General features: G+C 64.7%; 21 protein-coding genes and 2 pseudogenes. 9 read left to right on the top strand and 14 right to left on the bottom strand.

Translation table 11 applies throughout. The annotated features are described in order from the left end of the window. Positions 1-69 precede the first annotated feature (69 nt). A complete protein-coding gene (locus AABA84_RS32885; protein WP_338314196.1) occupies positions 70-477 on the bottom strand; it encodes an RT0821/Lpp0805 family surface protein in 408 nt (135 codons plus the stop codon). A 113-nt stretch (positions 478-590) separates the two neighbouring features. Between AABA84_RS32885 and pdxH the strand changes: the two genes are divergently transcribed. Further along, positions 591-1,232 (top strand): pyridoxamine 5'-phosphate oxidase, encoded by a 642-nt coding sequence (gene pdxH, locus AABA84_RS32880; protein ID WP_338314195.1) that lies wholly within the window; start codon positions 591-593, stop codon positions 1,230-1,232. Positions 1,233-1,257: 25 nt separating this feature from the next. Further along, positions 1,258-2,010, top strand: coding sequence for an SDR family NAD(P)-dependent oxidoreductase (locus AABA84_RS32875; protein WP_212247691.1), 753 nt, complete (start codon positions 1,258-1,260; stop codon positions 2,008-2,010). Positions 2,011-2,386: 376 nt separating this feature from the next. Here the strand turns inward: AABA84_RS32875 and AABA84_RS32870 are convergent, their stop codons facing one another. Both AABA84_RS32870 and AABA84_RS32865 read right to left on the bottom strand, forming a co-directional pair. Further along, positions 2,387-2,605 (bottom strand): hypothetical protein, encoded by a 219-nt coding sequence (locus tag AABA84_RS32870; RefSeq protein ID WP_038972668.1) that lies wholly within the window; start codon positions 2,603-2,605, stop codon positions 2,387-2,389. Positions 2,606-2,809: 204 nt separating this feature from the next. Continuing rightward, complete coding sequence (locus tag AABA84_RS32865) at positions 2,810-3,787, bottom strand: magnesium transporter CorA family protein (protein ID WP_212247690.1); 978 nt, start codon at positions 3,785-3,787, stop codon at positions 2,810-2,812. A gap of 337 nt (positions 3,788-4,124) precedes the next feature. Here AABA84_RS32865 and AABA84_RS32860 point away from each other — a divergent pair, with 337 nt between their 5' ends. Further along, positions 4,125-4,811, top strand: coding sequence for a L,D-transpeptidase (locus AABA84_RS32860; protein WP_212247689.1), 687 nt, complete (start codon positions 4,125-4,127; stop codon positions 4,809-4,811). 36 nt (positions 4,812-4,847) lie between these two features. Here AABA84_RS32860 and AABA84_RS32855 read toward each other — a convergent pair whose 3' ends face one another. Continuing rightward, positions 4,848-5,945 carry an extensin family protein gene (locus AABA84_RS32855; protein ID WP_338308452.1) on the bottom strand — a complete coding sequence of 366 codons (1,098 nt, stop codon included), beginning with the start codon at positions 5,943-5,945 and terminating at the stop codon, positions 4,848-4,850. Between the two features lie 64 nt (positions 5,946-6,009). On the opposite strand from AABA84_RS32855, the gene AABA84_RS32850 reads away from it, so the two are divergent. Both AABA84_RS32850 and AABA84_RS32845 read left to right on the top strand, forming a co-directional pair. Beyond that, a complete protein-coding gene (locus AABA84_RS32850; protein ID WP_338308453.1) occupies positions 6,010-7,638 on the top strand; it encodes a fatty-acid--CoA ligase in 1,629 nt (542 codons plus the stop codon). Between the two features lie 227 nt (positions 7,639-7,865). After that, complete coding sequence (locus tag AABA84_RS32845; protein ID WP_338314194.1) at positions 7,866-8,720, top strand: DUF1499 domain-containing protein; 855 nt, start codon at positions 7,866-7,868, stop codon at positions 8,718-8,720. 114 nt (positions 8,721-8,834) lie between these two features. On the opposite strand, the gene AABA84_RS32840 is transcribed toward AABA84_RS32845, so the two are convergent. From AABA84_RS32840 to AABA84_RS32825, 4 genes are all read right to left on the bottom strand, one after another. Then, positions 8,835-9,752 (bottom strand): MBL fold metallo-hydrolase, encoded by a 918-nt coding sequence (locus AABA84_RS32840; protein ID WP_338314193.1) that lies wholly within the window; start codon positions 9,750-9,752, stop codon positions 8,835-8,837. Positions 9,753-9,920: 168 nt separating this feature from the next. Next, entirely contained in the window at positions 9,921-11,135 is a 1,215-nt protein-coding gene (locus tag AABA84_RS32835; protein WP_028144024.1) for an acyl-CoA dehydrogenase, read from the bottom strand. A 128-nt stretch (positions 11,136-11,263) separates the two neighbouring features. Then, positions 11,264-12,340 carry a 3,4-dihydroxy-2-butanone-4-phosphate synthase gene (ribB, locus tag AABA84_RS32830; protein ID WP_212476646.1) on the bottom strand — a complete coding sequence of 359 codons (1,077 nt, stop codon included), beginning with the start codon at positions 12,338-12,340 and terminating at the stop codon, positions 11,264-11,266. A 172-nt stretch (positions 12,341-12,512) separates the two neighbouring features. Beyond that, the gene (locus AABA84_RS32825; protein ID WP_212247678.1) at positions 12,513-14,243 is read right to left on the bottom strand and encodes a cation:proton antiporter; all 1,731 of its coding nucleotides are present in this window, start codon (positions 14,241-14,243) and stop codon (positions 12,513-12,515) included. A gap of 67 nt (positions 14,244-14,310) precedes the next feature. Here AABA84_RS32825 and AABA84_RS32820 point away from each other — a divergent pair, with 67 nt between their 5' ends. After that, on the top strand, positions 14,311-14,838 hold the full coding sequence (locus AABA84_RS32820; protein ID WP_212247673.1) for a DUF3124 domain-containing protein: 528 nt from the start codon (positions 14,311-14,313) through the stop codon (positions 14,836-14,838). 119 nt (positions 14,839-14,957) lie between these two features. Beyond that, positions 14,958-16,190 carry an aminotransferase-like domain-containing protein gene (locus AABA84_RS32815; RefSeq protein WP_338314192.1) on the top strand — a complete coding sequence of 411 codons (1,233 nt, stop codon included), beginning with the start codon at positions 14,958-14,960 and terminating at the stop codon, positions 16,188-16,190. A 10-nt stretch (positions 16,191-16,200) separates the two neighbouring features. On the opposite strand, the gene hpaD is transcribed toward AABA84_RS32815, so the two are convergent. Both hpaD and AABA84_RS32805 read right to left on the bottom strand, forming a co-directional pair. Continuing rightward, the gene (hpaD, locus tag AABA84_RS32810) at positions 16,201-17,055 is read right to left on the bottom strand and encodes a 3,4-dihydroxyphenylacetate 2,3-dioxygenase (protein WP_338314191.1); all 855 of its coding nucleotides are present in this window, start codon (positions 17,053-17,055) and stop codon (positions 16,201-16,203) included. An 18-nt stretch (positions 17,056-17,073) separates the two neighbouring features. Beyond that, positions 17,074-17,346, bottom strand: coding sequence for a helix-turn-helix domain-containing protein (locus AABA84_RS32805; RefSeq protein ID WP_026202606.1), 273 nt, complete (start codon positions 17,344-17,346; stop codon positions 17,074-17,076). Positions 17,347-17,505: 159 nt separating this feature from the next. Here AABA84_RS32805 and AABA84_RS32800 point away from each other — a divergent pair, with 159 nt between their 5' ends. Both AABA84_RS32800 and AABA84_RS32795 read left to right on the top strand, forming a co-directional pair. Next, a complete protein-coding gene (locus AABA84_RS32800) occupies positions 17,506-17,958 on the top strand; it encodes a hypothetical protein (protein ID WP_212247670.1) in 453 nt (150 codons plus the stop codon). 95 nt (positions 17,959-18,053) lie between these two features. Continuing rightward, positions 18,054-18,284 carry a hypothetical protein gene (locus AABA84_RS32795; protein WP_338314190.1) on the top strand — a complete coding sequence of 77 codons (231 nt, stop codon included), beginning with the start codon at positions 18,054-18,056 and terminating at the stop codon, positions 18,282-18,284. A gap of 69 nt (positions 18,285-18,353) precedes the next feature. On the opposite strand, the pseudogene AABA84_RS32790 reads toward AABA84_RS32795, so the two are convergent. The 4 genes and pseudogenes from AABA84_RS32790 to AABA84_RS32775 form a co-directional block, all read right to left on the bottom strand. After that, positions 18,354-19,171 (bottom strand): annotated as a pseudogene (locus tag AABA84_RS32790) (aldo/keto reductase). Between the two features lie 310 nt (positions 19,172-19,481). Continuing rightward, positions 19,482-21,053: an alkaline phosphatase D family protein gene (locus tag AABA84_RS32785; protein ID WP_212247665.1), complete on the bottom strand. Its 1,572-nt coding sequence runs from the start codon at positions 21,051-21,053 to the stop codon at positions 19,482-19,484. 119 nt (positions 21,054-21,172) lie between these two features. Then, the gene (locus tag AABA84_RS32780) at positions 21,173-21,592 is read right to left on the bottom strand and encodes a hypothetical protein (protein ID WP_212247662.1); all 420 of its coding nucleotides are present in this window, start codon (positions 21,590-21,592) and stop codon (positions 21,173-21,175) included. Positions 21,593-21,700: 108 nt separating this feature from the next. Next, positions 21,701-21,957, bottom strand: a pseudogene (locus tag AABA84_RS32775) (nitronate monooxygenase); the annotation flags it as partial.

Below are 21,957 nucleotides of genomic sequence, written 5' to 3'. Positions count from 1 at the left end.
TCCCCGCCCCACCTGCGATCCATGTGGGGAGAGAGTGGCATTTTTGCAACTAGGGGCGCGCGCCGAATCCTAGCTCCGCCACGGCTTTAGCGTATGAATCTCCCAACGGCCACGGGTGCTTTGGCAGCCGGCGCCCTGGAGCCAGCTTTCGGTCGCCCCGTTGACGTAGCTCGCCAGGAAATCGCGGCATTTGCGGCCGTCCTCGGCGGCATAGGACTGCGCGATCGGCGTCACCGAACCGCGCGCGCCGGTCTCCGGATTCTCCCAATGCTGGCTGGAATCCCTGTCGCCCTTGCTGAGGACGTCGGAGGCGGCGTTGCGGGCGAAGGCGAGATCGGTCTCGGACGGCGGGGCGTCCTTCGCCGGCCGCGTGATCGAACCGGTGAGATCGCTGTCGTCGGCCTTGGCGTAGGCACTCTTGTCATTGCGGGAAAAGCTGCATCCTCCGGCGCCGAGCCCGATGAGAATGATCGTCATGACAAAGCCGGACGGCCGGATCGCCGATAGGCCAACGCGTCCCCATGCCCTATATAGGGCGGTAGCGGACAACAACGCGTTTTGGGCCGCGGGACGCAACTCGGACTCCAGGCATGACCGACACGACCTCGATGAAACACCAGACACCCTTAACATCCGGTGATTTCACCGCCGCCGACGAGCCATTTGCGCTGTTCGAGGCCTGGCTGAACGAGGCGATCAAGAGCGAGCCGAACGATCCGAACGCCATGGCGCTCGCAACGGTCGACCCCGAGGGCCTGCCTGACGTGCGCATGGTGCTGATGAAAGGCTTCGATACCGAGGGTTTTGTCTTCTACAGCCACATCGCCAGCCAGAAGGGCCGCGAACTCGCCGCAAATCCTAAGGCAGCTTTACTTTTCCACTGGAAGTCGCTGCGCCGTCAGGTCCGCATCCGCGGCAACGTGACGCCGGTGACCGAGGCCGAGGCCGACGCCTATTTCGCCACCCGGCCCAAGCAGGCCCAGATCGGCGCCTGGGCGAGCAAGCAGTCGCAACAGCTGGAGAGCCGCTTCGCCTTCGAACAAGCCATCGCGAAGGTCGCGGCCAGATACGTCATTGGCGAAGTGCCGCGGCCGCCGGGCTGGAGTGGCTGGCGCATCACCCCCTCGCGTATCGAGTTCTGGCACGACCGCCCGTTCCGCTTGCATGACCGCATTGAATTTCGCCGTGACGCGGCCGGCCAACCATGGTCCAAGACGCGGATGTATCCGTAAGATTGGGCCGACCTGAAAGATGTCCATGCCGCATTCGTCCAATGCGCCGCGCCGCACACTGCTCCTGACCGGAGCCAGCCGCGGCATCGGCCACGCCACCGTGATCCGCTTCTCCTCGGCGGGCTGGCGCGTCATCACCTGCTCGCGGCATCCGTTTCCGGAGGACTGCCCGTGGGACGCGGGGCCCGAGGACCACATCCAGGTGGACCTCGCCAACCCCGCGGATACCACGCGCGCGATTTCCGACATCCGCAACCGGCTCGAAGGCGGCACGCTGCATGCGCTGGTCAACAATGCCGCGATCTCGCCGAAGGGCGCGGGCGGCTCCAGGCTCGGCTCGGTCGACACCGATCTCGACACCTGGACGCACGTCTTCCATGTCAACTTCTTCGCGCCGATCATGATTGCCCGCGGGCTGATCGAGGAATTGAAGGCGGCCAAGGGCTCGGTGGTGAACGTCACCTCGATCGCGGGCTCGCGCGTGCACCCCTTCGCGGGCGCCGCCTACGCCACCTCCAAAGCCGCGCTTGCTTCGCTGACACGCGAGATGGCCTCCGACTTCGGCCGCGTCGGCGTCCGCGTCAACGCGATCGCACCGGGCGAGATCGACACCTCGATCCTGTCGCCGGGCACCGAGAAGATCGTCGAACAGCAGATCCCGATGCACCGGCTCGGCACGCCCGACGAAGTGGCAAAAATCATCTACGTGCTGTGCACGGACACCTCGTCCTACGTCAACGGCGCCGAGATCCACATCAACGGCGGTCAGCACGTTTGATCCGTTCGCGTCATCGCGCGGCAGTGACGGAGCAATTGCCACAACGTCTCGCTCGTGTCCCGGACGCGCTGCAACGCGAAGCGTTGCTGCGCAGAGCCGGGACCCAGATTACGACGCGGCGCGCGTGGAGAGATGGGCCCCGGCTCTGCTGCGCACCGTCGAAGTGACGCTGCGCTGCGTCCGGGGCACGAGAGTGGAACGTGGCGCATGATATCGCCACATCGTTATTCGAACGTAGCGAAGCAATCCAGCGCAAAATTGCCAGGCAATTTTGTCGCGAGTTCCTCGCAGTGACTGGGTTGGTAGCCGCTCAAGGGAAGCAAGGCGATCCAGACAACGCCGCCGCAAGACCTGGATCGCCCTCGCCTTCCGTTCCTCAATCGATTCGAATCCGACGTGACCTGTCGCGCGGCCGCGGAGCGGCCGTGCTGAATGCGGTCGAGCAGTCGTCGTCATTCTCACCGTCGAGCAGCGGAGCACCACAGTGCCGGCACATGCGTGCCGACATCGACGACGCCTTACCGCTCGCCAGGACCTGACGATAGTTCGCCAGGTCGATGACGTTGCGGGGCGACGTTATGTGTTTTTCAACCATGGTTGTTCCTCGCGGCTACGCACTACTTATCGCAGACAAGTTTCGCGCAAACGTTCAGCCCACCGCTCAAATTTTACCGGAGGAATTGCGGCACTGCGCACCCATCACCGCGCGGCCTCAATCCCGATCTATTCTGCGACACGATTCACCGGGTCTGTGCGACCGCCGTAAGGTCTCGGTAGCTATTTTCCGAGCGCGACGAGATCAGAGCCACTTCTTCCACTTGAAGAGCCAGTACGGAAGAATCGCGGCGACAAGCATCATCACCAGCGCCATCGGATAGCCGTGCGCCCATTCGAGTTCCGGCATCATCTTGAAGTTCATGCCGTAGATCGAGGCGATCAGCGTCGGCGGCATCAGGACGACGGCCATGACCGAGAACAGCTTGATGATGTTGTTCTGCTCGAGATTGACGACGCCGAGCATGGCGTCGAGCACGAAGGTGATCTTGCTGGAGAGATAGGAGGCGTGGTCGGTCAGCGAGACGACGTCGCGCTGCATGGTCTTGAGCTGCTCACGCATGTCCTTCGACCACTTCACCCCCTCCACCACCGCCGAGAGGAAGGCGACGACGCGGCCGATCGACACCAGGCTCTCGCGAACCTTGGAGGTCAGATCGCCCTTGCGACCGATCGAGATCAGGATCTGGGAATATTGCTTGGCGTGGCCGTGGCGCTCGCTCTCGGGCTCGAAGATGTCGTGGCTGACCTGGTCGATCTCGGCGCCGCAGCGCTCCAGGATGTCGGCGCAGCGGTCGATCACGGCGTCCAGCAGTTCCATCAGCACCATCTCGCCGGTGATGGCGGGCGTGCAGGAGCGGGCGAGCTTGGCCTCGACCAGGGCGAAGGGCTTCGGCAGGTCGTAGCGTACCGTCACCAGGCGGTGGTCGCCGAGGATGAAGGTCACCGCCGTGGTCCGGGGCATGTCGGTATCGGAGTGGCACATCAGCGTCGCGGTCATGTAGCGCGCGCCGTTCTCGATATAGAGGCGGCTGGAGATCTCGATCTCCTGCATGTCTTCCCGGGTCGGGATGGCGATGCCGGCGAGCCGCTCCACTGCCTTATCCTCGGCCGCGCTCGGGTTGACGAGGTCGATCCAGACCGCGCTTTCGGGCAGCGCGGTGAGGTCTTCGATGACAACCTTCTTCAGGACGGATTCGGAGGGAACAAACACCGAAAACATGCGCGACTCCAGAGAACCTGCGACAGAATGACAGCCCTTAGCGCGATTCTGACAAGTTCACGATGACAACCACATTAACGGAGCGTTTGCATTTGTGGCGGTGCCATGGCTCAACTGTGGCACGGAATCGACAGTCCGGCCCCCCGCGGCCCCAAAATCTTCACGGGACCGTAAAACTTGCGGCAGAAAAGCCACAGCTCGGGTCTTGCAGCGCGGGATAATGCCTTCAATGCTGGAATTGTGGCAGATTTCAACGATAATGGGATTAACGGAGTCGAGGAACTTGGGCGGTAAGCTCAGGCCTTCCGCACGGTATTGTTTTGATTGGAACCAAATCATGTCGTCGCTGAAAGTTAAGTTGGGAATTCTGGCCGCCGGCCTGATGCTGTCGGGCTGCATGCAGGCCACGCATTTCGAGGCGACCGACACCAAAGCCTTCAAGCCGAAGGACAAGGAACTGCTCGCCAAGGTTCGGTACGAGAACACCCCGGTTGCGGAGCCGTTCCGGCGCGCCATCGTCGAGTACCACCGCAAGGAATCGCCGGGCTCGATCGTGGTCGATTCGGACAATCACTATCTCTATTACGTGCAGGATGGCGGCAAGGCGATCCGCTACGGCATCACCGTCGGCGAAGAGGCCATGGCCTGGTCGGGCATCGCCAAGGTGGGCAGCAAGACCGAGTGGCCGGCCTGGCACCCCACCCCCGGCGAAATTTCGCGCCTGGGCGTGCCGACCTATGTCGCACCCGGCCCGGACAATCCGATGGGCTCTCGCGCGATTTACCTCTATTCCGGCGGGAAAGACACATTGTTCCGCATCCACGGCACCAACCAGCCGGAATATATCGGCGCCTCCATCTCGTCAGGCTGCATCCGCCTGACCAACGAGGACGCGATTGATCTCTATGATCGCGTCAAGGTCGGCACGATCGTGGTCGTGCTCGAGCCGAAGCACGGCGACTCGCCCTACAATTCGCGGCTGGCGCTCGGCAGCAGCCAGACCGGCCAGGCGGGCAGCTACTGATCGCTTTCCGATCTCTGAAATTCAAAAGCGCCGGTTTTACCGGCGCTTTTTTGTTGCCGGCTTGTGCGGCTGGGACTTGCCGGCACCGGGCCCCGGATTCTCCGCGGGCGCTGGAGACTTCTCCACCGCCTCGTCGTCAGCTCCATCCTTTTCTTCAGGTTTGGCCTCGGGCTTGGCCGCGACCTCGCGCGGCGGCGCCTCCTCGGGGCGTTCCGCCGGCAGCAGCGGGGCGACTTGCGGCAGCGGATCCCAGACGTTCCACTGGCAGATCCGGTAGTCGTTGCGCCGCTGCGCCAGATCAAGATGGATATGGTCCTCATGGTACCAGTCCGAGCCCGGGCCGAGCACGGTGGAAAACCGCGTGCAGACCGAATGCAGCACGCGCTCGCGCACGTCGCGCGACATGCTGCGATCGGTAAGGCCGATCGACTGCCCGTTGGCCAGCTTGATGCCCCGGACATCGAGGGCGTTGGCCTTGCCGTGCTCGGACAGCAGCGCGCCGGCGACGCGGTTGCGTCCCCGGCACTCAAAGCTGTCGAAATTATCGAGTTCGCCAATGGTCGAACCGAGGCTGGTGGCCAGCGGCGCCATGTCCTTGCGCAGCCAATCGGCGATTGCTGAGGCCATGGTGCAGCGAAGGATCGCCGCCGGCTTGACCGCCACCTTGCGCTTGTCCGGCAGCACGACGGCTTCCAGCCGCACCAGATCCTCGCCGCCGCAGGCCCCGGGGCCGCGGATGTCCGGAATTGAGGGCGCGATTGCGATCTCCTCGGTCAGCGCGAGACGGCAGGCGGAGACCGGCTTCTGGGGTGGTGCCGCAGCCTCGGCGGGCTTGTCCGGAGAAGGCTTGTCCGAAGAAGGCTTGCCGTCAGCCTCCGGCGGGGCCTCGTCCGATGCCTTGGGCGCCTCCTCGGGGCGCGGTCTCGGCAGCGGGATCCTGGCGGAATGAACCGCGTGGCGCGGCCGTGGTGCAGCGATACCGAAGATATCCAGCGGGAATGTCGATTTTCGCGCCTCTGCCCTCTCGGCGAGCACGAGCGACAGCCCGAGCGCAGCGGTAACCATTGCCGCGCCAGCGGACATATAGCCGCGACAAGACCATTTGCGGCGAAAGTCCGGCAGGCTAAAACTCATGGCAATCTTTGGCCCAACGCTGAGAGCGACAACGCGCCCAGCGACTTCTCGGAGGAACGTCGGAATGCTTGGTTTGATGCAAGATTGGCCCCTGCTCTGCCACCGGATCATCGAACACGCCGCCAGGATTCATGGCAAGCAGGAGGTGGTCACACGCTCGGTCGAGGGACCGATCCATCGCACCACTTACGCCGAGATCCACAAGCGCGCGCTCAAGGTCTCGCAGATGCTGGAGCGCGACGACATCAAGCTCGGCGACCGTGTCGCGACGATCGCCTGGAACACCTGGCGCCATCTCGAGGTGTGGTACGGCATCATGGGGATCGGCGCCATCTGCCATACCGTCAATCCCCGCCTTTTCCCCGAGCAGATCGCCTGGATCATCAACCATGCGCAGGACCGCATCGTGATGACCGACATCACCTTCGTTCCGGTCCTGGAGAAGATCGCCGACAAGCTGACGAGCGTGGAACGCTACGTCGTGCTGACCGACAAGGCGCACATGCCGCAGACGACGCTGAAGAATGTGGTCGCCTACGAGGACTGGATTGCGGAGGCCGACGGCAAATTCAAATGGAAGGACTTTGACGAGAACACGGCAGCCGCGATGTGCTACACGTCGGGCACGACAGGCGACCCGAAGGGTGTGCTGTATTCGCATCGCTCCAACGTGCTGCACGCGCTGATGGCCAACAATGTCGACGCGCTCGGCACCAGTGCGTCCGAGACGATGCTGCCGGTGGTTCCGCTATTCCATGCCAACAGCTGGGGCATTGCCTTCTCCGCGCCCTCGCAGGGCACCAAGCTGGTCATGCCCGGCGCCAAGCTCGACGGCGCCTCGGTCTACGAGTTGCTCTCGACCGAGAAGGTGACCCACACCGCCGGCGTGCCGACGGTGTGGCTGATGCTGCTCCAGCACATGACCGCCAATAATCTCAGGCTACCGGACCTGAAGATGGTGATCTGCGGCGGCTCGGCGATGCCGCGCTCGATGATCAAGGCCTTCCTCGACATGGGCTCGAACGTGCGTCACGCCTGGGGCATGACCGAGATGAGCCCGATCGGCAGCGTCGCGGCGCTGAAGCCGCCGTTCCAGAACGCCACCGGCGACGAGCGGCTCGACGTGCTGCAGATGCAGGGCTACGCGCCCTTCGCGGTCGAGATGAAGATCACCGACGATGCCGGCAAGGAGCTGCCCTGGGACGGCAAGACCTTCGGCCGCCTCAAGGTCTCCGGCCCTGCCGTCGCCAAGGCCTATTACCGCGTCGACAGCAACATCCTCGACGAGGACGGCTTCTTCGATACCGGCGACGTCTCGACCATCGACGAGGACGGCTACATGCGGATCACCGACCGCTCCAAGGACGTGATCAAGTCCGGCGGCGAGTGGATCTCCTCGATCGACCTCGAAAACCTCGCGGTCGGTCATCCGGCCGTGGCGGAAGCCGCCGTGATCGGCGTGTTCCACCCCAAATGGGACGAGCGACCGCTCCTGATCGTGCAGCTCAAGCAGGGTCAGCAGGCCACCCGCGAGGAGATCCTGAAATACATGGACGGCAAGATCGCCAAATGGTGGATGCCCGACGACATCGCTTTCGTCGACGGTATTCCGCACACCGCCACCGGCAAGATCCTGAAGACGGCGCTGCGCGACCAGTTCAAGGATTATCGCTTCCCGAACGCGGCGGCGTAAGGCCATCGCTCGAACGTCATTCCGGGGCGATGCGAAGCATCGAACTATGGTGCGCACTTGCGCACCTGAGAATCTCGAGATTCCGGGTTCGGCTCTTTGAGCCGCCCCGGAATGACGGGGAGTAGCAGCCCCCACCCTTGAATTTGCCCCCGGGCCGTGGTCTCAACGGCTCATCGTCGCGCCGCGTCGGCCGGCACGTCTCCAAAAGCCCCGGCAGAGCTCACTCGATGGCCCGCAGGTTTTCCGCTCCCTATCAGTCGGAGCCCGTGTCCAGCCTCGCGAGCTGGGCACGCAATCTGGCCGTGTTCGCGGTGGTGGCGGTGGTGGTGTCGATCATCATCGTCCGCTTCGATTTCCTGGAGCCGAAGCCGGCGCTTGCGACCTTCTTCGGCGGGCTCGCGATATCAGGCCTGTCGATCCTGTTCGGGCTCGCCGGCTTTGCCGCGATCTGGCAGAACGGCTCGCGCGGCATGGCGCGCATCCTGCTCGCTTTCCTGATCGACGGAGCGATCCTCGCCTATCCCGCCTATCTGGCCTTGCAATATCGCAAGCTGCCGGCGATCTACGACATCACCACCGATCCGATCGATCCGCCGCGTTTCGAGGCGCTGGCGCGCCTGCGCACCGGCGAGGGCACCAACACCGCAGTGTATGCCGGCCTCTATTCAGCGGAGCAGCAGCGCCACTTCTACCCTGATATCGAGCCCGTCGAGCTCGAGATTTCCGTCGACCGCGCCTATGCGATCGCGCTGCAGCTCGTCAACAAGCGCAAATGGATCGTCATCGACGAGCGCGCACCGCAGCCGCCGCGCCGCATCGGCCGCATCGAGGCGGTGGCGCGCACGCCGATCATGGGTTTCCGTGAGGACATTTCGATGAGGTTCGTGGCGGACGGCGACGATTCCCGCGTCGACATCCGCTCGGCCTCGCGCAATTTCGACAGCGATCTCGGCAGCAACGCCGCGCGCGTCAAGAAATTCATCGACGACCTCAACACCGCCGCCGATGCCGACGCACTCAAGCCGGTGAAGAAGACCCCGGTGGCGCCGCCGAAGGCGCCGGCAAAGACGGTGAAGAAGTAGCCCCGCAGTCATTCGGGGGCGCTGCGAAGCATCGAGCCCGGAATCCATCGGGCCGCAGCGTTGGTGGATGAATGGATTCCGGGTTCGCGCTGACGCGCGCCCCGGAATGACGAGCTAGGCTACCCGATACGTCCCGCCAATCACGGGATCGCCCTCGGTCGCGACCACGCCGCGGGCGACCAGGTCTTCCAGATGCGCCAGCACGGAATAGCCGGCGGCGGTCGTAAGCCTGGGATCGATGCCGATATAGATCGCGCGGACCATGGTCGGGATGTCGGTCTCGCCCTTGGCGAGGCGATGCAGGATCGAGGCCTCGCGCGCCTTGCGGTGACGGATCAGGAAGCGCACGAAGCGCTGGCCGTCGGGGATCTCGGGGCCATGGCCGGAGAAATAGAGATCCTCCTCGCGTGCGGCGAGCCGGTCGAGCGAGTCCATGTAGTCGATCATCGAGCCGTCGGGCGGCGCCACGATCGAGGTGGACCAGCCCATCACGTGATCGCCGACGAAGTTGAACTTTCGCTCCGGCCAGGCGAATGCCAGATGATTGGCGGTGTGGCCCGGCGTCGCCACGGCCTCGAGCCGCCAGCCGTCACCTTCGACGACGTCGCCATGGGCGACGCTGACGTCCGGTGCAAAATCGCGGTCGGCGCCGGATTCCGGATTATGCTTCTCACTCTCGAAACGCGGGCGCGAGGCCCGGTGCGGACCTTCGGCGTAGACCGGTGCACCGGTCGCCTGCTTGATCCGCGCGGTGTTCGGCGAATGGTCGCGATGGGTGTGGGTGACGAAGATATGGCTCACCGTCTCGCCGCGCACGGCATCGAGCAGCGCAGCCGCATGCGCCGCATCGTCCGGACCGGGATCGATGATCGCGACATTGCCGCGGCCTACGATGTAGCTGACCGTGCCGGTGAAGGTGAACGGGCTCGGATTGTTACAGAGCACGCGGCGCACGCCGGGTCGGACTTCCTCGACGACGCCCGGCTTCAGCGGAAAGTTGCGGTTGAACGGGACGTCGTCGTTGTCGGACATGGCTTGCTCATACCTTGCTGACTTCGTCATGCCCGGCCTTGTGCCGGGCATCCCCGTTCTTCGCGCGCCTAAGACGTGGATGGCCGGGTCATCTGGCGCGAAGACGCGCTTCGCGCTTTTTGCCCGGCCATGACGTCGAAGAGTTTCCCGCCGCGTAACCTTGCGAGCTCAGAAGAACGCCTGGATGCCCGTGATCGCGCGGCCGAGGATCAGGGCGTGGACGTCGTGGGTGCCCTCGTAGGTGTTGACCGTCTCGAGGTTATGGACGTGGCGCATCACATGATACTCGATCGAGATGCCGTTGCCGCCGTGCATGTCGCGCGCGACACGGGCGATGTCGAGGGCCTTGCCGCAATTGTTGCGCTTCATGATCGAAATCATCTCGGGCGCGAACTTGCCCTCGTCCATCAGGCGGCCGACGCGAAGCGAGCCCTGAAGGCCGAGCGCGATCTCGGTCTCCATGTCGGCGAGCTTTTTCTGCACGAGCTGGGTCGCGGCGAGCGGCTTGCCGAACTGCTTGCGGTCGAGCGTGTACTGGCGCGCGCGATGCATGCAGTCCTCGGCCGCGCCGAGCGCGCCCCAGGAGATGCCGTAGCGGGCGCGGTTGAGGCAGCCGAACGGCCCCTTGAGGCCGGAGACGTTGGGCAGCAGCGCGTCTTCCGGAACCACGACACCGTCCATCACGACCTCGCCGGTGATGGAGGCGCGAAGCGACAGCTTGCCGCCGATCTTCGGCGCGGACAGGCCCTTCATGCCCTTTTCCAGCACGAAGCCGCGGATCTGGTTGTCGTGAGCGGCCGACTTGGCCCAGACCACGAACACGTCGGCGATCGGCGCGTTCGAGATCCACATCTTGCTGCCGGTGAGGCGATAGCCGTCCGCGACCTTCTCGGCGCGGGTCTTCATGCCGGCCGGATCCGAGCCGGCATCAGGCTCGGTCAGGCCGAAGCAGCCGACCCACTCGCCGCTGGCGAGCTTCGGCAGGTACTTCTTGCGCTGGTTCTCGTCGCCATAGGCGTAGATCGGGTACATCACCAGCGAGGACTGCACCGAGTTCATCGAGCGATAGCCGGAATCGACCCGCTCGATCTCGCGCGCGACGAGGCCATAGGCGACGTAGCTCGCATTGGCGCAGCCATATTCCTCCGGCAGCGTGATGCCGATCAGGCCGAGCTCGCCCATTTCGTTGAAGATCTCGCGATCGGTCGTCTCTTCGAGATAGGCTTTGGAGACGCGCGGCAGCAGCTTGTCCTGAGCGTAGGCGCGAGCGGTGTCGCGCACCATGCGCTCGTCTTCGGTCAGCTGCTCGTCGAGCAGGAACGGATCGTCCCATTGGAAAGAAGCCGCAGCCGGCTTGTCCTTGGCCTGAGGGCGCACGCTCATGAAACGTCCTTTCGTCTGGTTCCGTCAGAAATTGCCCGACAAACTAAAGCGCCGCGGCAACAAGTGCAATTGCATCCTGGTTCGGTCATTCCGGGTCGCGCAACGGCGCGAACCCAGCAACGGCGTCGTCAGCTCTCGAGCTGTTCGTTGGCGACGATCTCGATGCCGAAGCCCGACAGGCCCTTGTAGTCGTGCACCGAGGAGGTGAGATGCCGGATCGAGGTGACGCCGAGGTCGCGCAAGATCTGCGCGCCGACGCCGACCTCGCGCCACTGGCGGTTGCGGTCGGCCTCCGTCGCCGACTCGTCCGGCAGCGCCGCCACGGGGACACCGGCCGCGCCGTCGCGCAAGTAAACCAGCACCCCTCGGCCGGATTTCTTGAAATGCTCGAGCACGGCGGCCATGCGCTTGTGCCCGGTGAAGATGTCCTTGACGATGTTCGGCTTGTGAAAGCGCGTCAGCACGTTCTTGCCGTCGCCGACGCCGTTATAGACGAAAGCGACGTGGGCGATGGAATCGAACGGCGAACGGTAGGCATAGCCTTGCAAGGGTCCGATCGGGCTTTCGGTGACGAAGGTCGAGACCCGCTCGATCAGCTTCTCGCGCGCCTGGCGGTAGGCAATCATGTCCGCGATGGTGACATGCTTGAGCTTGTGCTGGGCGGCGAAGCGGGCGACCTGCTCGCCCTTCATCACGCTGCCGTCGTCGTTCATCAACTCGCTGATGACGCCGACCGGCGGCAGGCCGGAGAGCTTGCAGAGATCGACGGCGGCCTCGGTATGGCCCGAGCGCAGCAGCACGCCGCCATCCTTGGCGATCAGCGGGAAGATGTGGCCGGGCCGGGCGAAATCATTGGCGCCGACATTGGGATTGGACAGCGCGCGGCAGCAGGAGGCGCGCTCCTCGGCGGAGATGCCGGTGCCGCCATCGGGCTTGTAGTCGATCGACACCGTGAAGGCGGTGGTGTGCGCGGAATCGTTGTGGGCCACCATCGGATCGAGCCGCAGGCGGCGCGCGTCCTCGGTGGTCACCGGCGCGCAGACGATGCCTGACGTATGGCGGATGATGAACGCCATCTTCTCGGCGGTGCAGAGCGAGGCGGCGACGATCAGATCGCCCTCGCCCTCACGGTCCTCGTCGTCGGTGACGACCACGAGCTCACCCCGGGCAAAGGCCTGCAAGACTTCCTGGACGCTATCGGGCATGTCCCAATCTCTATCGGTTACGAGCGGGAGGCTTAGCCGGACTTGGGCCGGGGCGCTAGTGTCCTGGACGCAACCGCATATTCCGGGCAGCGGGCCATCGGAGGCCAGCCTTGCACCGAAGATACCAGAGATATAGGCGCAGACGGCCGGAGCGGAAGGCGGCCGGACGCCCTCAGGGCAGCACTTCGCGGCGCTCGCCGAGCCGCTGATCGAGCTCGGCGCGCTTGTCGGAGAGCAGGCCGGCCTGCGCGGCCTCGATCACGGTAAACAGCTCATGAGCGTCGCTGAGCCGGGTTACGGTGACGTAGCTGGCGCCGGCCGCATAGAGCTCCTCCACGTCCGACAGGAGATCGGCGGTGGCAACGATCATGGCGGTCGGATTCAGGGTGCGGACGTGGCGGACCAGCTTCTCGTTGCTGGCGCCCTTCAGTAGCGCATCCGGCACGCTGAGGATGATCATCTCGGACTTGCCGACGCCGGCATGGAGCAGCGTATCCGCGCTGCTGATGTCGCCATAGATCACGTGCAGGCCGCGCGACAGCAACGTCTGGTACACATTGGGGTTGAAATCGACCACGGTGATCTGCTCCAGCAGCACCGGCGCCTGCCGTTCGATCTCGGCCAGCAGCGCGCTCGCCGCACGGAAAAAGCCGAGGATGACGATACGGCGGGCCTCGCCATGGCCGCCCTCGTGCCCCTCCTCCGCATGGCCGTTGCCGTGGTCGAGATCGCGCAGGCCGATCCGCTTCAGGGGGCCGATCGCCCAGCGGGTGATCTCGTCGCTGCGGCTCATCGCGAAGGTCGAGAGCACCGCGAGCACCACGAAGGCGAAGGAGGCGGCATTCGCCGTCTCGGCTGCGATGTGGTGGTCGGCGACGCCGGTCTGGATCACCACCAGCGAGAACTCGGAGATCTGTGCGAGGTTCAGCGCCGGCAACAGGCTGGCGCGCAGGCCCTGCTTCATCAGATAGAGCGGCGTGAAGGTGGTGACGAGGCGGCTCACGACCGTGAAAGCCGCGATCATCAGCGCCAGCCCGATCACGGAGAGGCCGGGCACGGGAATGGTCATGCCGAGCGCGACGAAGAACAGGGTGATGAAGAAGTCACGGAGCGTGGTGACCTTGGCGGTGACGTCGAGCGCGTAGGGAAAGGTCGAGAGCGAGACGCCGGCGATCAGGGCGCCCATCTCGCGCGACAGCGACAGCCGCTCGGCGGTCTCGGCGACGAGAAAGCACCAGGCCAGCGCGCCGAGCAGGATCAGCTCGGGTCGCCGGGCGATCTGGTGGAACAGCCGCGGCAGCACGTAGCGGCTGACCAGCAGAGCTGCGGCGACCAGCACCGCGACACGGCCGATCGAGAGCAGGATGACGCTGGCCTGCAGATTGGCAAGGCTCGGCTGCACCGCCAGGAACAGGATGGCGAAGATGTCCTGAAGCACCAGCACGCCGAGCGTGATGCGCCCAGGCAGCGTGTCGAGCTCGCGTTTCTCGTAGAGCACCTTGACGATGATTACGGTGCTCGACAGCGCGCAGGCGACGCAGAGATAGACGGCATCGAAGTGCCCGCCCCCGAGTGACAGGCCGATGCCGACGAAGAACAGGACCCCGAGCAGGCAGCCGCCAAGGAGCTGGCCGCCCGCCGCGAACAGGATCACCTTTCCCGCCCGCACGATCTTCTTCAGGTCGATCTCGAGGCCAATCATGAACAGCATGAAGATCAGGCCGAGCTCGGAGATGACGCTGATCGATTCCTGCGAGTGGACCCAGCCGGCGCCGAATGGACCTATGCAAAAGCCGGCGATAAGATAGGCCAGAATGAGCGGCTGCCGGGAGAAATGGGCGAGCAGGCCCAGCATCCAGGCAAACAGAATACAGAGAGTGATGTCGCGAATGAGCTCGTGCATGCCAAATTGGTCCGTTTTGCCGCACCCTAGAGACGGGTTGCGGCGCGGCAAGCGAGCAATTCGTCACATGCGAAAAGGGCTGTTCGCAGCAATGCTGCTATGCCCCCTCGCCTTTGCCGTGCCCGCCGCTGCACAATCCAAGGTCAATATTGAACAGAACTTTGCCGATTCCCTCACCGCGCTGCCGAAGGAGGAGCTCGCAATCTCCGGTGGATTCTACGTGCCTGCCTATTCCAGCGTCGCAATGAGCCAGGGCAAGCTGCGCGTCGACTTCTCGGTGACCTTGAGTGTTCACAACGCCTCCGAGACCCAGCCGCTGGTGATCAAACGCATCGCCTATTTCGACACCGCAGGCAAGCAGGTCGAGAGTTATCTGAAGGCGCCGGTGGCCGTGAGGCCGCTGGCCACCGTCTCGATCTTCATTCCGACCGACGACGTGCGCGGCGGGACCGGGGCCAATTTCCTGGTCGACTGGGCCGCGACAGGCGAGATCGCCGAGCCCGTGGTCGAGGCCCTGATGGTTGGCGGCGTCGCCAATGCGCATTACGCTTTCATCAGCCAGGGCCGTCCGACTAGGACGGCCACAAAGAAGTGAGTCCGTCCGACCCGGACGGCTGGCAAGAAGTAAGGCCGTCCGACCCGGACGGCCGGCAAGACACAAGGCTGGCCGGCGCAACGCCGGCTGGCTCAACAAGAACAAAACGAGGAACACCCATGACGTCCAGCTTCGATTTCGCACCCCTGTTTCCGGCAGGGCTGCCGGCCCCTTCTGCGCGCTGGACCGGCCTTGCCAAATACAGTTTTGTGGGCGGCAACAACGATTCCGAACAGGTGCCGCTCGACGAGTTGATCGAAGCGACCAACACGGTGCTGTGGCGAGAGGGCCGGTCGCTCGCCACTTACGGGCTGGCGCATGGGCCGCAGGGCTACCTGCCCTTGCGCGAATTCCTGGTGACCAAACTCAAGCGCGATGCCGGCATCAACTGCACCGTCGACGATCTCCTGATCGTCTCCGGCTCGCTGCAGGCGCTCGACCTCGTCAACGCGACGCTGCTGACGCGCGGCGACACCGTCATCTTCGAGCAGGACAGCTATCAGGGCTCGCTGACCCGCCTGGCGCGGCTCGGCGTCAATGTGGTCGGCATCCCCCTCGACAAGGACGGCATGCGCATGGACGTGCTGGCCGCAACGCTGGCTGACCTGAAGAGCCGTGGCATCCGGCCCAAATACATCTACACCATCCCGACCGTGCAGAATCCGACCGGCAGCATCATGCCCGAGAGCCGCCGCACCGAACTGGTGCGGCTCGCGACCGAATATGGCGTGCCCATTTTCGAGGACGATTGCTATGCCGACCTCGTGTGGTCGGGCCAGCGGCCGCCGGCGATCCATGCGGTGAGCCCGAACGGCGGCGTGATCCATATTGGCTCGTTCTCCAAGTCGATCGCTCCGGCGCTGCGCGTCGGCTTCATCGTGGCGCCCTGGGAGGTGATGTCGCGGATGCTGGCGCTGAAGACGGATGCCGGCTCCGGTGCGCTCGAGCAGATGGTGCTCGCCGCCTATTGCAAGCCGCATTTCGCAAGCCACGTGCCGGCGCTGACCAAGGCGCTGCGCACCAAGCTCGACACGCTGATGGAGGCGCTGAACGAGCAGTTCGGGACGGCCGCCGAGTTCGAGGAGCCCAAGGGCGGCATCTTCCTCTGGGTCAAGCTGCCCGACCAGGTCGATACGCTTAAACTGTATCAGGCCGCACTCGCCGCGGGCGTCTCGATCAATCCGGGACCGGAATGGTCGACCAACAAGAGCCATTCCAGCTCGCGCTTACGGCTGTGTTTTGCGAGTCCGACGCATCAGCAAATCCGCGAGGGCGTCGCCGTGCTGGCCGAGGTGTGCCGCAGGGAGTTCGGCGTGCCGGCCCGCAGTGCGAATGTGGAGAAGCGGGCCTGAGGCCGCGACCTCACGCCTCGACGTGAAACTCCACGTTGACCTGGCCAGAGCCGGACGACGGAAAATAGTCGCAGAGCTGCTCGGCGGCGCCGCAATAGTCATACCAGCCGAGCGCGGCGAACAGCATGATCGTGTCGGCCATGCCGCCTTCGCCGTTGCACTTGGTGGCGTAGTCCGGAAGCATGTCGAGGAATTCGCGATAGCGGCGGCTCTGCCATAGCTCGAGCACGCGCAGGTCGACCTGGCGGTTGAACTCGCTGGCCACCGACGTCCACGCCTCCGGGCCCAGCTTCTTGTTCGGCCAGAGCCGATGCGAGAGCGAGCCGCTGGCGAGGACGGCGACCCGTTCACCGGACTCGTCGATCGCGCGGCGGGTCGCTTCACCGAGGATCCGGCTCTCCTCGAATGAGGTGAAGAGCGGCGACGCGACCGAGACGACCTTCGCGAAGCCGTCCGGGTTCAGGTAGTGCATTGGCACGACGGTGCCGTATTCGAGCCCGAGGCTGGCCACCTGATGGGCGATCACGTTCAGGCCGGCGTCCCCGGCCCTATCAGCGATGGCTTCGGCCAGGCGCGTGTCACCCGGCAGGTCGTAGCGCAGATCCTGGATCATCTGCGGCGCCTCGTGGCTCGTGAACGAGCCGCGATGCCGCGCATTGGCATTGATGTGGTAGCCGAAATTGGAGAGCCAGTGGGTGTCGAACACCACGAAGCAGGTGACGCCGCGCTCTTTCGCCCGTCGACCGAGCTCGCGCAAAGACCTGACCGCCGGCTCGCGCGCGGCGCGCAGCAAGCTGCCGGGCGCCTCCGACAGCATCAACGATGGAACGTGGGTGACCTTGGCCGCGAGTACGAGCTGCCCCATGGCGGTCACCTCGAAGCGTCAGGCCGCCTGTGGCTGGCTGCCGTGGATCGCGGAGGCCAGCCGCAGCAAGAGGACGATCGAGACGTTGCCCTTGCCGGCCTCGATCTGGGCGATATAGCGCTCGGAAATCCCGGAACGGCGGGCCAGTTCGCGGCGCGACAGGTCGCAGCGCATGCGCGAGGACCTCAAGCGATCGCCCAGCTCCGTCAGAAACGCGGTCTCCGAATATGGCGGCACGGCACAGCTCCCCGGCAGCACTTCGCCCGCAAAATCCATGACTTGATTCAGCATTGGTCTATCCAGGTTCGCCTTCGGGAAAGGCCATCCTACCCCGGAAAAGACCGGCCTCATTGACGCGGATCAAATTCGCGAGCGATCGGCGGCGGCCATGGACGGACGCCGGCGGGATGCTACACTTTGGAATTCTTCGAGGCGGGGTTTCTTCAGGACATGACGCGTTGTTTGAGCCGCGGAATCGCGGCTGCGATGCTGTGGGTGGCGATCACCTCCACGGCAGGTGCCGAGACGTTGACCGCGACGGTCGAGCAATACGGCCTGCTCGGCTCGTGGGCGGTCGATTGCGCGGTCCGGCCCGACCGCGACAAGGGCGCGCTCCTGACTTACGAAATCCGGAAGGACGGCCGGGTGATGTACCGGCGCAATTTCGGCGAGGCCAAGGACGAGAACGAGGTGGTGTCGGCCAGGGTCGGCGCCGAGGGCCTGCTCAATGTGATGGTGTACTTCCCATCGCTGCACCAGACGCGTGAGTTCGGCCTGCTGCTGGCCAAGGACGGCAGCCTGCGCGCGATCTACAATCGCAGCGAGCGCGGCGCGTACACGATCAGGGACGGCAAGTACGTCGCCACCGGCGCGCCGACGCCGGCGCAGCAACGCTGCGATTAGTCACCTGAACAGCTGTTCAGAATTCTCCCGCGCTTCCACCGGAACGTTCGCGCGAATGCGCGGTTTAATTGTGCATTCGATTGGAGGAGGACATCATGAAGAAGCTTGGTTATGTGGTTGCGGCTCTGGGTGCGCTCGTGATCGCGGCGCCGACGCTGGCGAGCGCGGAGACGGTGGTGATCAAGCGCGGTCATCATCACGGCCCGTACGGCGCTCGCGCGGAATTCCGCGAGCATCGCGACCACGGCTGGCATCGCGGCTGGCACCATCGCGGCGACAGGATCGTGGTGATCAAGCGCAACCATCGCCACCACCACTGGGACTAATGCAGAGCGCAACATGGAAATGGCCCCTCACGGGGCCATTTCTCTTGCGCATCGAAAGCCCTTCCGAAGCTAATCCCATGCCGGCGCGAAGCCGGGATTGACGCAGCGCCTGTCCTTCGGCAGCGCGGCGATCTTCTGGCGGTCGGCATCGTCGAGCGTGATCTTCAGCGCGTCGAGATTGGCTTGCTGGCTCTCCCGGCGCGAGGCCTTCGGAATCGCGGCGACGCCGTCCTGGTCGAGCAGCCATTTCAGCGCCACTTGCGCGGCGGTTGCGTTGTGCCTGGCGCCGATCTCGGCCAGCACCGGCTCCGAGGCAACGCGCCCCTGCGCCAGCGGGCAATAAGCCACCAGCGGGATCGACTTCGCGGCGAGATAGCCAGCACCTTCGATTGATCGAGCATCGCGTGACATTCGATCTGGTTGCAGGCGATCGGAGCCCTGATGTCCTCGACCACGGTCTTGAGCAGCGCCGTGGTGAAATTGGCAACGCCAATCGCCCGCGTGCGGCCCTCCTGCTTCAGCCTCATCAGGGTCTCGAACACCGCACCCCAGTTCGCAGCCTTCGACGGCCAGTGCACCAGATAGAGATCGACATGATCGAGCCTGAGCTTGTTCAGGCTGGCATCGAAGGCACGGCGGATCGCGTCGGGGCTGAGGTTCTCATGCCAGACCTTGGTCGTGACGTGCAACTCGCCGCGCGGCAGGCGAGCCGCCGCAAGGGCAGCGCCGATGGATTCTTCGTTGGCGTACATCTCGGCGGTGTCGATGTGGCGATAGCCGATCGACAGCGCGCTCTCGACCGCGGCGCGGCAGGCATCGCCCTGCATGCGAAAGGTGCCGAGGCCGAGCTTGGGCATGCTGATGCCCTGTGTCTTCAGATTGTCCATGAAACAGGCTCCTGACGTCGTTCAACCCGCTGGATGCACGCGGCTTGCCGCGTGAGCAGACTCCTCGGTGATGGAAAAGAGGTGGCGGGAGCGGTGAGTTTAGCGAGAGCGGCGGGAGGCGGCCAATCAAGATCGGGTTAGGTGGGATCAGGCTTGACTGTCGCCTCGGGCGAGGTCGCCCCCCCTCTCCCGCTTGCGGGAGAGGGGGAGAGGGTGCATCCGCAGCGGGACAATCCCCTAGAGGAGAAAGCCCTCACCCGGCGCTTCGCGCCGACCTCTCCCGCAAGCGAGAGGTTAAAGGAGCAGCCCCTCACGAATGCTGCGCGACCACGGCAGGTCGTGCCTGCGGCTGCGGCACGATGTCGACCGACCAGAGGTCGCGATTGTCGACGTCTTTCAAAGTCACGGTCATCACGCCGCTGGCACCGTCGATGTCGACGCGGCCGAAGAATTGCAGCCCGAAACACGGCGCCAGATTCTCGCCCTGCGCCGCGCTACAGCCGTTCTGGTACATCGCGACCGGACCGAAGGTGTTGTCGAGCTCGGCCGGGCCCCAGGTGCCGGCGTGCAGCGGGCCGGAGACGAACTCCCAGAACGGCTCGAAGTCTTGAAACTGCGCCTTGCCGGGATCGTAGTAATGCGCGGCGGTGTAATGCATGTCGGCGGTGAGCCAGACGATATTGCGCACGCCGGCGCGCTTGATGGACGCCAGAAGGTCGGCGATCTCGTGCTCGCGCCGGTCGGGCGGCCCATCGCCGAGCGCGACGGCGTCCAGGCTGACCAGGCCGATCGGCAGGTCGGCCGCGATCACCTTCCAGGTCGCGCGCGAGGCGGCGAGCTCCCGCTTCAGCCAGGCGAGCTGCTCGGCACCCAAAATCCAGCCGCGGTGATCGCCGCCCTTGTTCCAGCTGTCGTCGCGATAGCTGCGCATGTCGATCATGAAGACGTCGAGAAGCGGGCCATAAGCGATCTTGCGATAGACCCGGCCCTGCGCGCCGATGTCGCGGATCGGCATGAAGTCGAAGAAGGCGCGACGGGCGCGTGCAACCAGGCGCGGGGTGCCATCGTCCTCATAACCGGCCTCGTCATGGCTGCCGGCCGGCGACCAGTCGTTGGTGACCTCGTGGTCGTCCCATTGCGCGAACATCGGCACCTCGGCGTGGAAGGCGCGAAAATTCTCGTCGAGATGGTTGTATCTGTAATTGCCGCGAAACTGCGCCAGCGTGTGCGCGACCTCGGACTTTTCCTCGGTCACGAGGTTGCGCCACATCTCGCCGTTCGGCAGCTTCTGCTCGGAAGGGACCGTACAGTCGGCGTAGATGTGATCGCCGGAGTGGATGAAGAAATCCGGGTGGTTGTCGAGCATGGTGCGATAGCTGCGATAGCCGCCGCGCGAAATGTCGATGCCCCAGCCCTGCCCCGCGACATCGCCGGACCACACGAACGAGATCGAGCGGCCAGCGGCCGGCGCGGTGCGGAAATGGCCGACGCGGCTTTCGCCGGCAATGCCGGCCGCGATGTCGTCGAAGCGCACGCGGTAGAAGATATCCTGGCCGGGCGGCAGATCGTTGAGCAGCAGCTTCGAGGTGAAATCCGTGTCGGGCAGAGCGTCGCGCGAAGCTGACGCAATGATGGTCTTGAAACTCTCGACGGTCGAGCATTCCACCTGCATCCGCGCGGGCCGGTCGGCGCGCGCCCAGATCACGGCGGAGTCGCCAGAGACATCGCCGGATTGAATACCGCCCGCGATCTGGGGCCGGTCGGCGGCGCGGCTGAGGTGTGGCGCGGCGAGCGTGCCGAGCGAGGCGAGGGCGAGGCTGGAGGTCGAGCGGACCAGGAATTGCCGCCGGGTCCATGCGCGCGAAGCGCGGAGCGATACCATTCAGGAAACCTTCGTCGAATCGCGACGGAAGGTGCCTGCGCTCCTTGACTCCTACCCTTACGGTTTCTTGACTCCGCGCCTACGGTTTTGCGACGCGCCGATGACGCGCTCAGACCGGGTTAACGCTGCCAGTTGCAGATGCCGCCGGAGCGGCACGGCCAGGTCTGGATGCGGGTATCCCTCGCCTGCGCATCCAGCGGATTGCCGTGGCGATGCGCGAGTTTGGTCCGGGCTGCGCCGCGCGGCTGGGCGGGCCTGGCGTGCGCAACCTTCGGCTCGGTCGCACGGACGCGTTCGGCCGCAACCTTCTTCGGCGCGTCGACGGGTGCGGCGCGGGCCTGCGCCTCATTGCCGCCGCGCGCTTCCAGCGCAACCGGAGCGAAGTGCGTCTCGGGCCCGAGACGTTTCGGCGACAGCACGGCCTTGGAGAGATCGAGGCCGAGATATTCGTCTGGCTTGTAGTCGTCAGCGCGCGCGAAGCCGCCCCATGCGATCACGAGGGCAACGGCAACTGCTAAAGGAACGCTTTTCAGGACCACGGACGCCTCCTGAAATTGATTTTGAAAGGGGTATTTTATCCTTATTTAGGAGGCGTCGCGGCCAATTCCAGCGGCCATTTGCCGCCGTGGTTAAGAAGTTTGGCGGTCTCAGGCGACCTTTCGCGTCGCCCCTGTCCCCTCCAGGAACCCCATCAGACGGCTGCGGATGATCTGTTCCGCCTCGGCCATGATCCGATCGACGAGTTCCTTGCAGGAGGGGATGTCATGGATCAACCCGGCGACCATGCCGCAGCTCCAGGCGCCGGCGTCCATCTGGCCCTCCAGCATGATCTTGGGATAGACGCCCGCGACCTGGTCGTGGATGTCGTCGATCTTCAGCTTGTCGCCCTTCTCGCGCTCGATCT

Origin of the sequence: Bradyrhizobium sp. TM239 (genome assembly GCF_036247985.1) — a bacterium.
GTDB lineage: Bacteria > Pseudomonadota > Alphaproteobacteria > Rhizobiales > Xanthobacteraceae > Bradyrhizobium > Bradyrhizobium ottawaense.
Note: the sequence above shows the minus strand (reverse complement) of the source record. Positions and strands in the feature narration are given on the sequence as shown.

What these genes read in the sequence shown, in the direction of transcription:
- AABA84_RS32885 (WP_338314196.1), bottom strand. Translation starts at nt 477, where the DNA reads ATGACGATCATTCTCATCGGGCTCGGCGCCGGAGGATGCAGCTTTTCC.
- ribB (WP_212476646.1), bottom strand. Translation starts at nt 12,340, where the DNA reads ATGCCCGATAGCGTCCAGGAAGTCTTGCAGGCCTTTGCCCGGGGTGAG.
- AABA84_RS32795 (WP_338314190.1), top strand. Translation starts at nt 18,054, where the DNA reads ATGAAGAAGCTTGGTTATGTGGTTGCGGCTCTGGGTGCGCTCGTGATC.
- hpaD (WP_338314191.1), bottom strand. Translation starts at nt 17,055, where the DNA reads ATGGGGCAGCTCGTACTCGCGGCCAAGGTCACCCACGTTCCATCGTTG.
- AABA84_RS32835 (WP_028144024.1), bottom strand. Translation starts at nt 11,135, where the DNA reads ATGAGCGTGCGCCCTCAGGCCAAGGACAAGCCGGCTGCGGCTTCTTTC.
- AABA84_RS32860 (WP_212247689.1), top strand. Translation starts at nt 4,125, where the DNA reads ATGTCGTCGCTGAAAGTTAAGTTGGGAATTCTGGCCGCCGGCCTGATG.
- pdxH (WP_338314195.1), top strand. Translation starts at nt 591, where the DNA reads ATGACCGACACGACCTCGATGAAACACCAGACACCCTTAACATCCGGT.
- AABA84_RS32805 (WP_026202606.1), bottom strand. Translation starts at nt 17,346, where the DNA reads ATGCTGAATCAAGTCATGGATTTTGCGGGCGAAGTGCTGCCGGGGAGC.
- AABA84_RS32785 (WP_212247665.1), bottom strand. Translation starts at nt 21,053, where the DNA reads ATGGTATCGCTCCGCGCTTCGCGCGCATGGACCCGGCGGCAATTCCTG.
- AABA84_RS32855 (WP_338308452.1), bottom strand. Translation starts at nt 5,945, where the DNA reads ATGAGTTTTAGCCTGCCGGACTTTCGCCGCAAATGGTCTTGTCGCGGC.
- AABA84_RS32850 (WP_338308453.1), top strand. Translation starts at nt 6,010, where the DNA reads ATGCTTGGTTTGATGCAAGATTGGCCCCTGCTCTGCCACCGGATCATC.
- AABA84_RS32800 (WP_212247670.1), top strand. Translation starts at nt 17,506, where the DNA reads ATGACGCGTTGTTTGAGCCGCGGAATCGCGGCTGCGATGCTGTGGGTG.
- AABA84_RS32875 (WP_212247691.1), top strand. Translation starts at nt 1,258, where the DNA reads ATGCCGCATTCGTCCAATGCGCCGCGCCGCACACTGCTCCTGACCGGA.
- AABA84_RS32865 (WP_212247690.1), bottom strand. Translation starts at nt 3,787, where the DNA reads ATGTTTTCGGTGTTTGTTCCCTCCGAATCCGTCCTGAAGAAGGTTGTC.
- AABA84_RS32845 (WP_338314194.1), top strand. Translation starts at nt 7,866, where the DNA reads ATGGCCCGCAGGTTTTCCGCTCCCTATCAGTCGGAGCCCGTGTCCAGC.
- AABA84_RS32870 (WP_038972668.1), bottom strand. Translation starts at nt 2,605, where the DNA reads ATGGTTGAAAAACACATAACGTCGCCCCGCAACGTCATCGACCTGGCG.
- AABA84_RS32840 (WP_338314193.1), bottom strand. Translation starts at nt 9,752, where the DNA reads ATGTCCGACAACGACGACGTCCCGTTCAACCGCAACTTTCCGCTGAAG.
- AABA84_RS32820 (WP_212247673.1), top strand. Translation starts at nt 14,311, where the DNA reads ATGCGAAAAGGGCTGTTCGCAGCAATGCTGCTATGCCCCCTCGCCTTT.
- AABA84_RS32825 (WP_212247678.1), bottom strand. Translation starts at nt 14,243, where the DNA reads ATGCACGAGCTCATTCGCGACATCACTCTCTGTATTCTGTTTGCCTGG.
- AABA84_RS32815 (WP_338314192.1), top strand. Translation starts at nt 14,958, where the DNA reads ATGACGTCCAGCTTCGATTTCGCACCCCTGTTTCCGGCAGGGCTGCCG.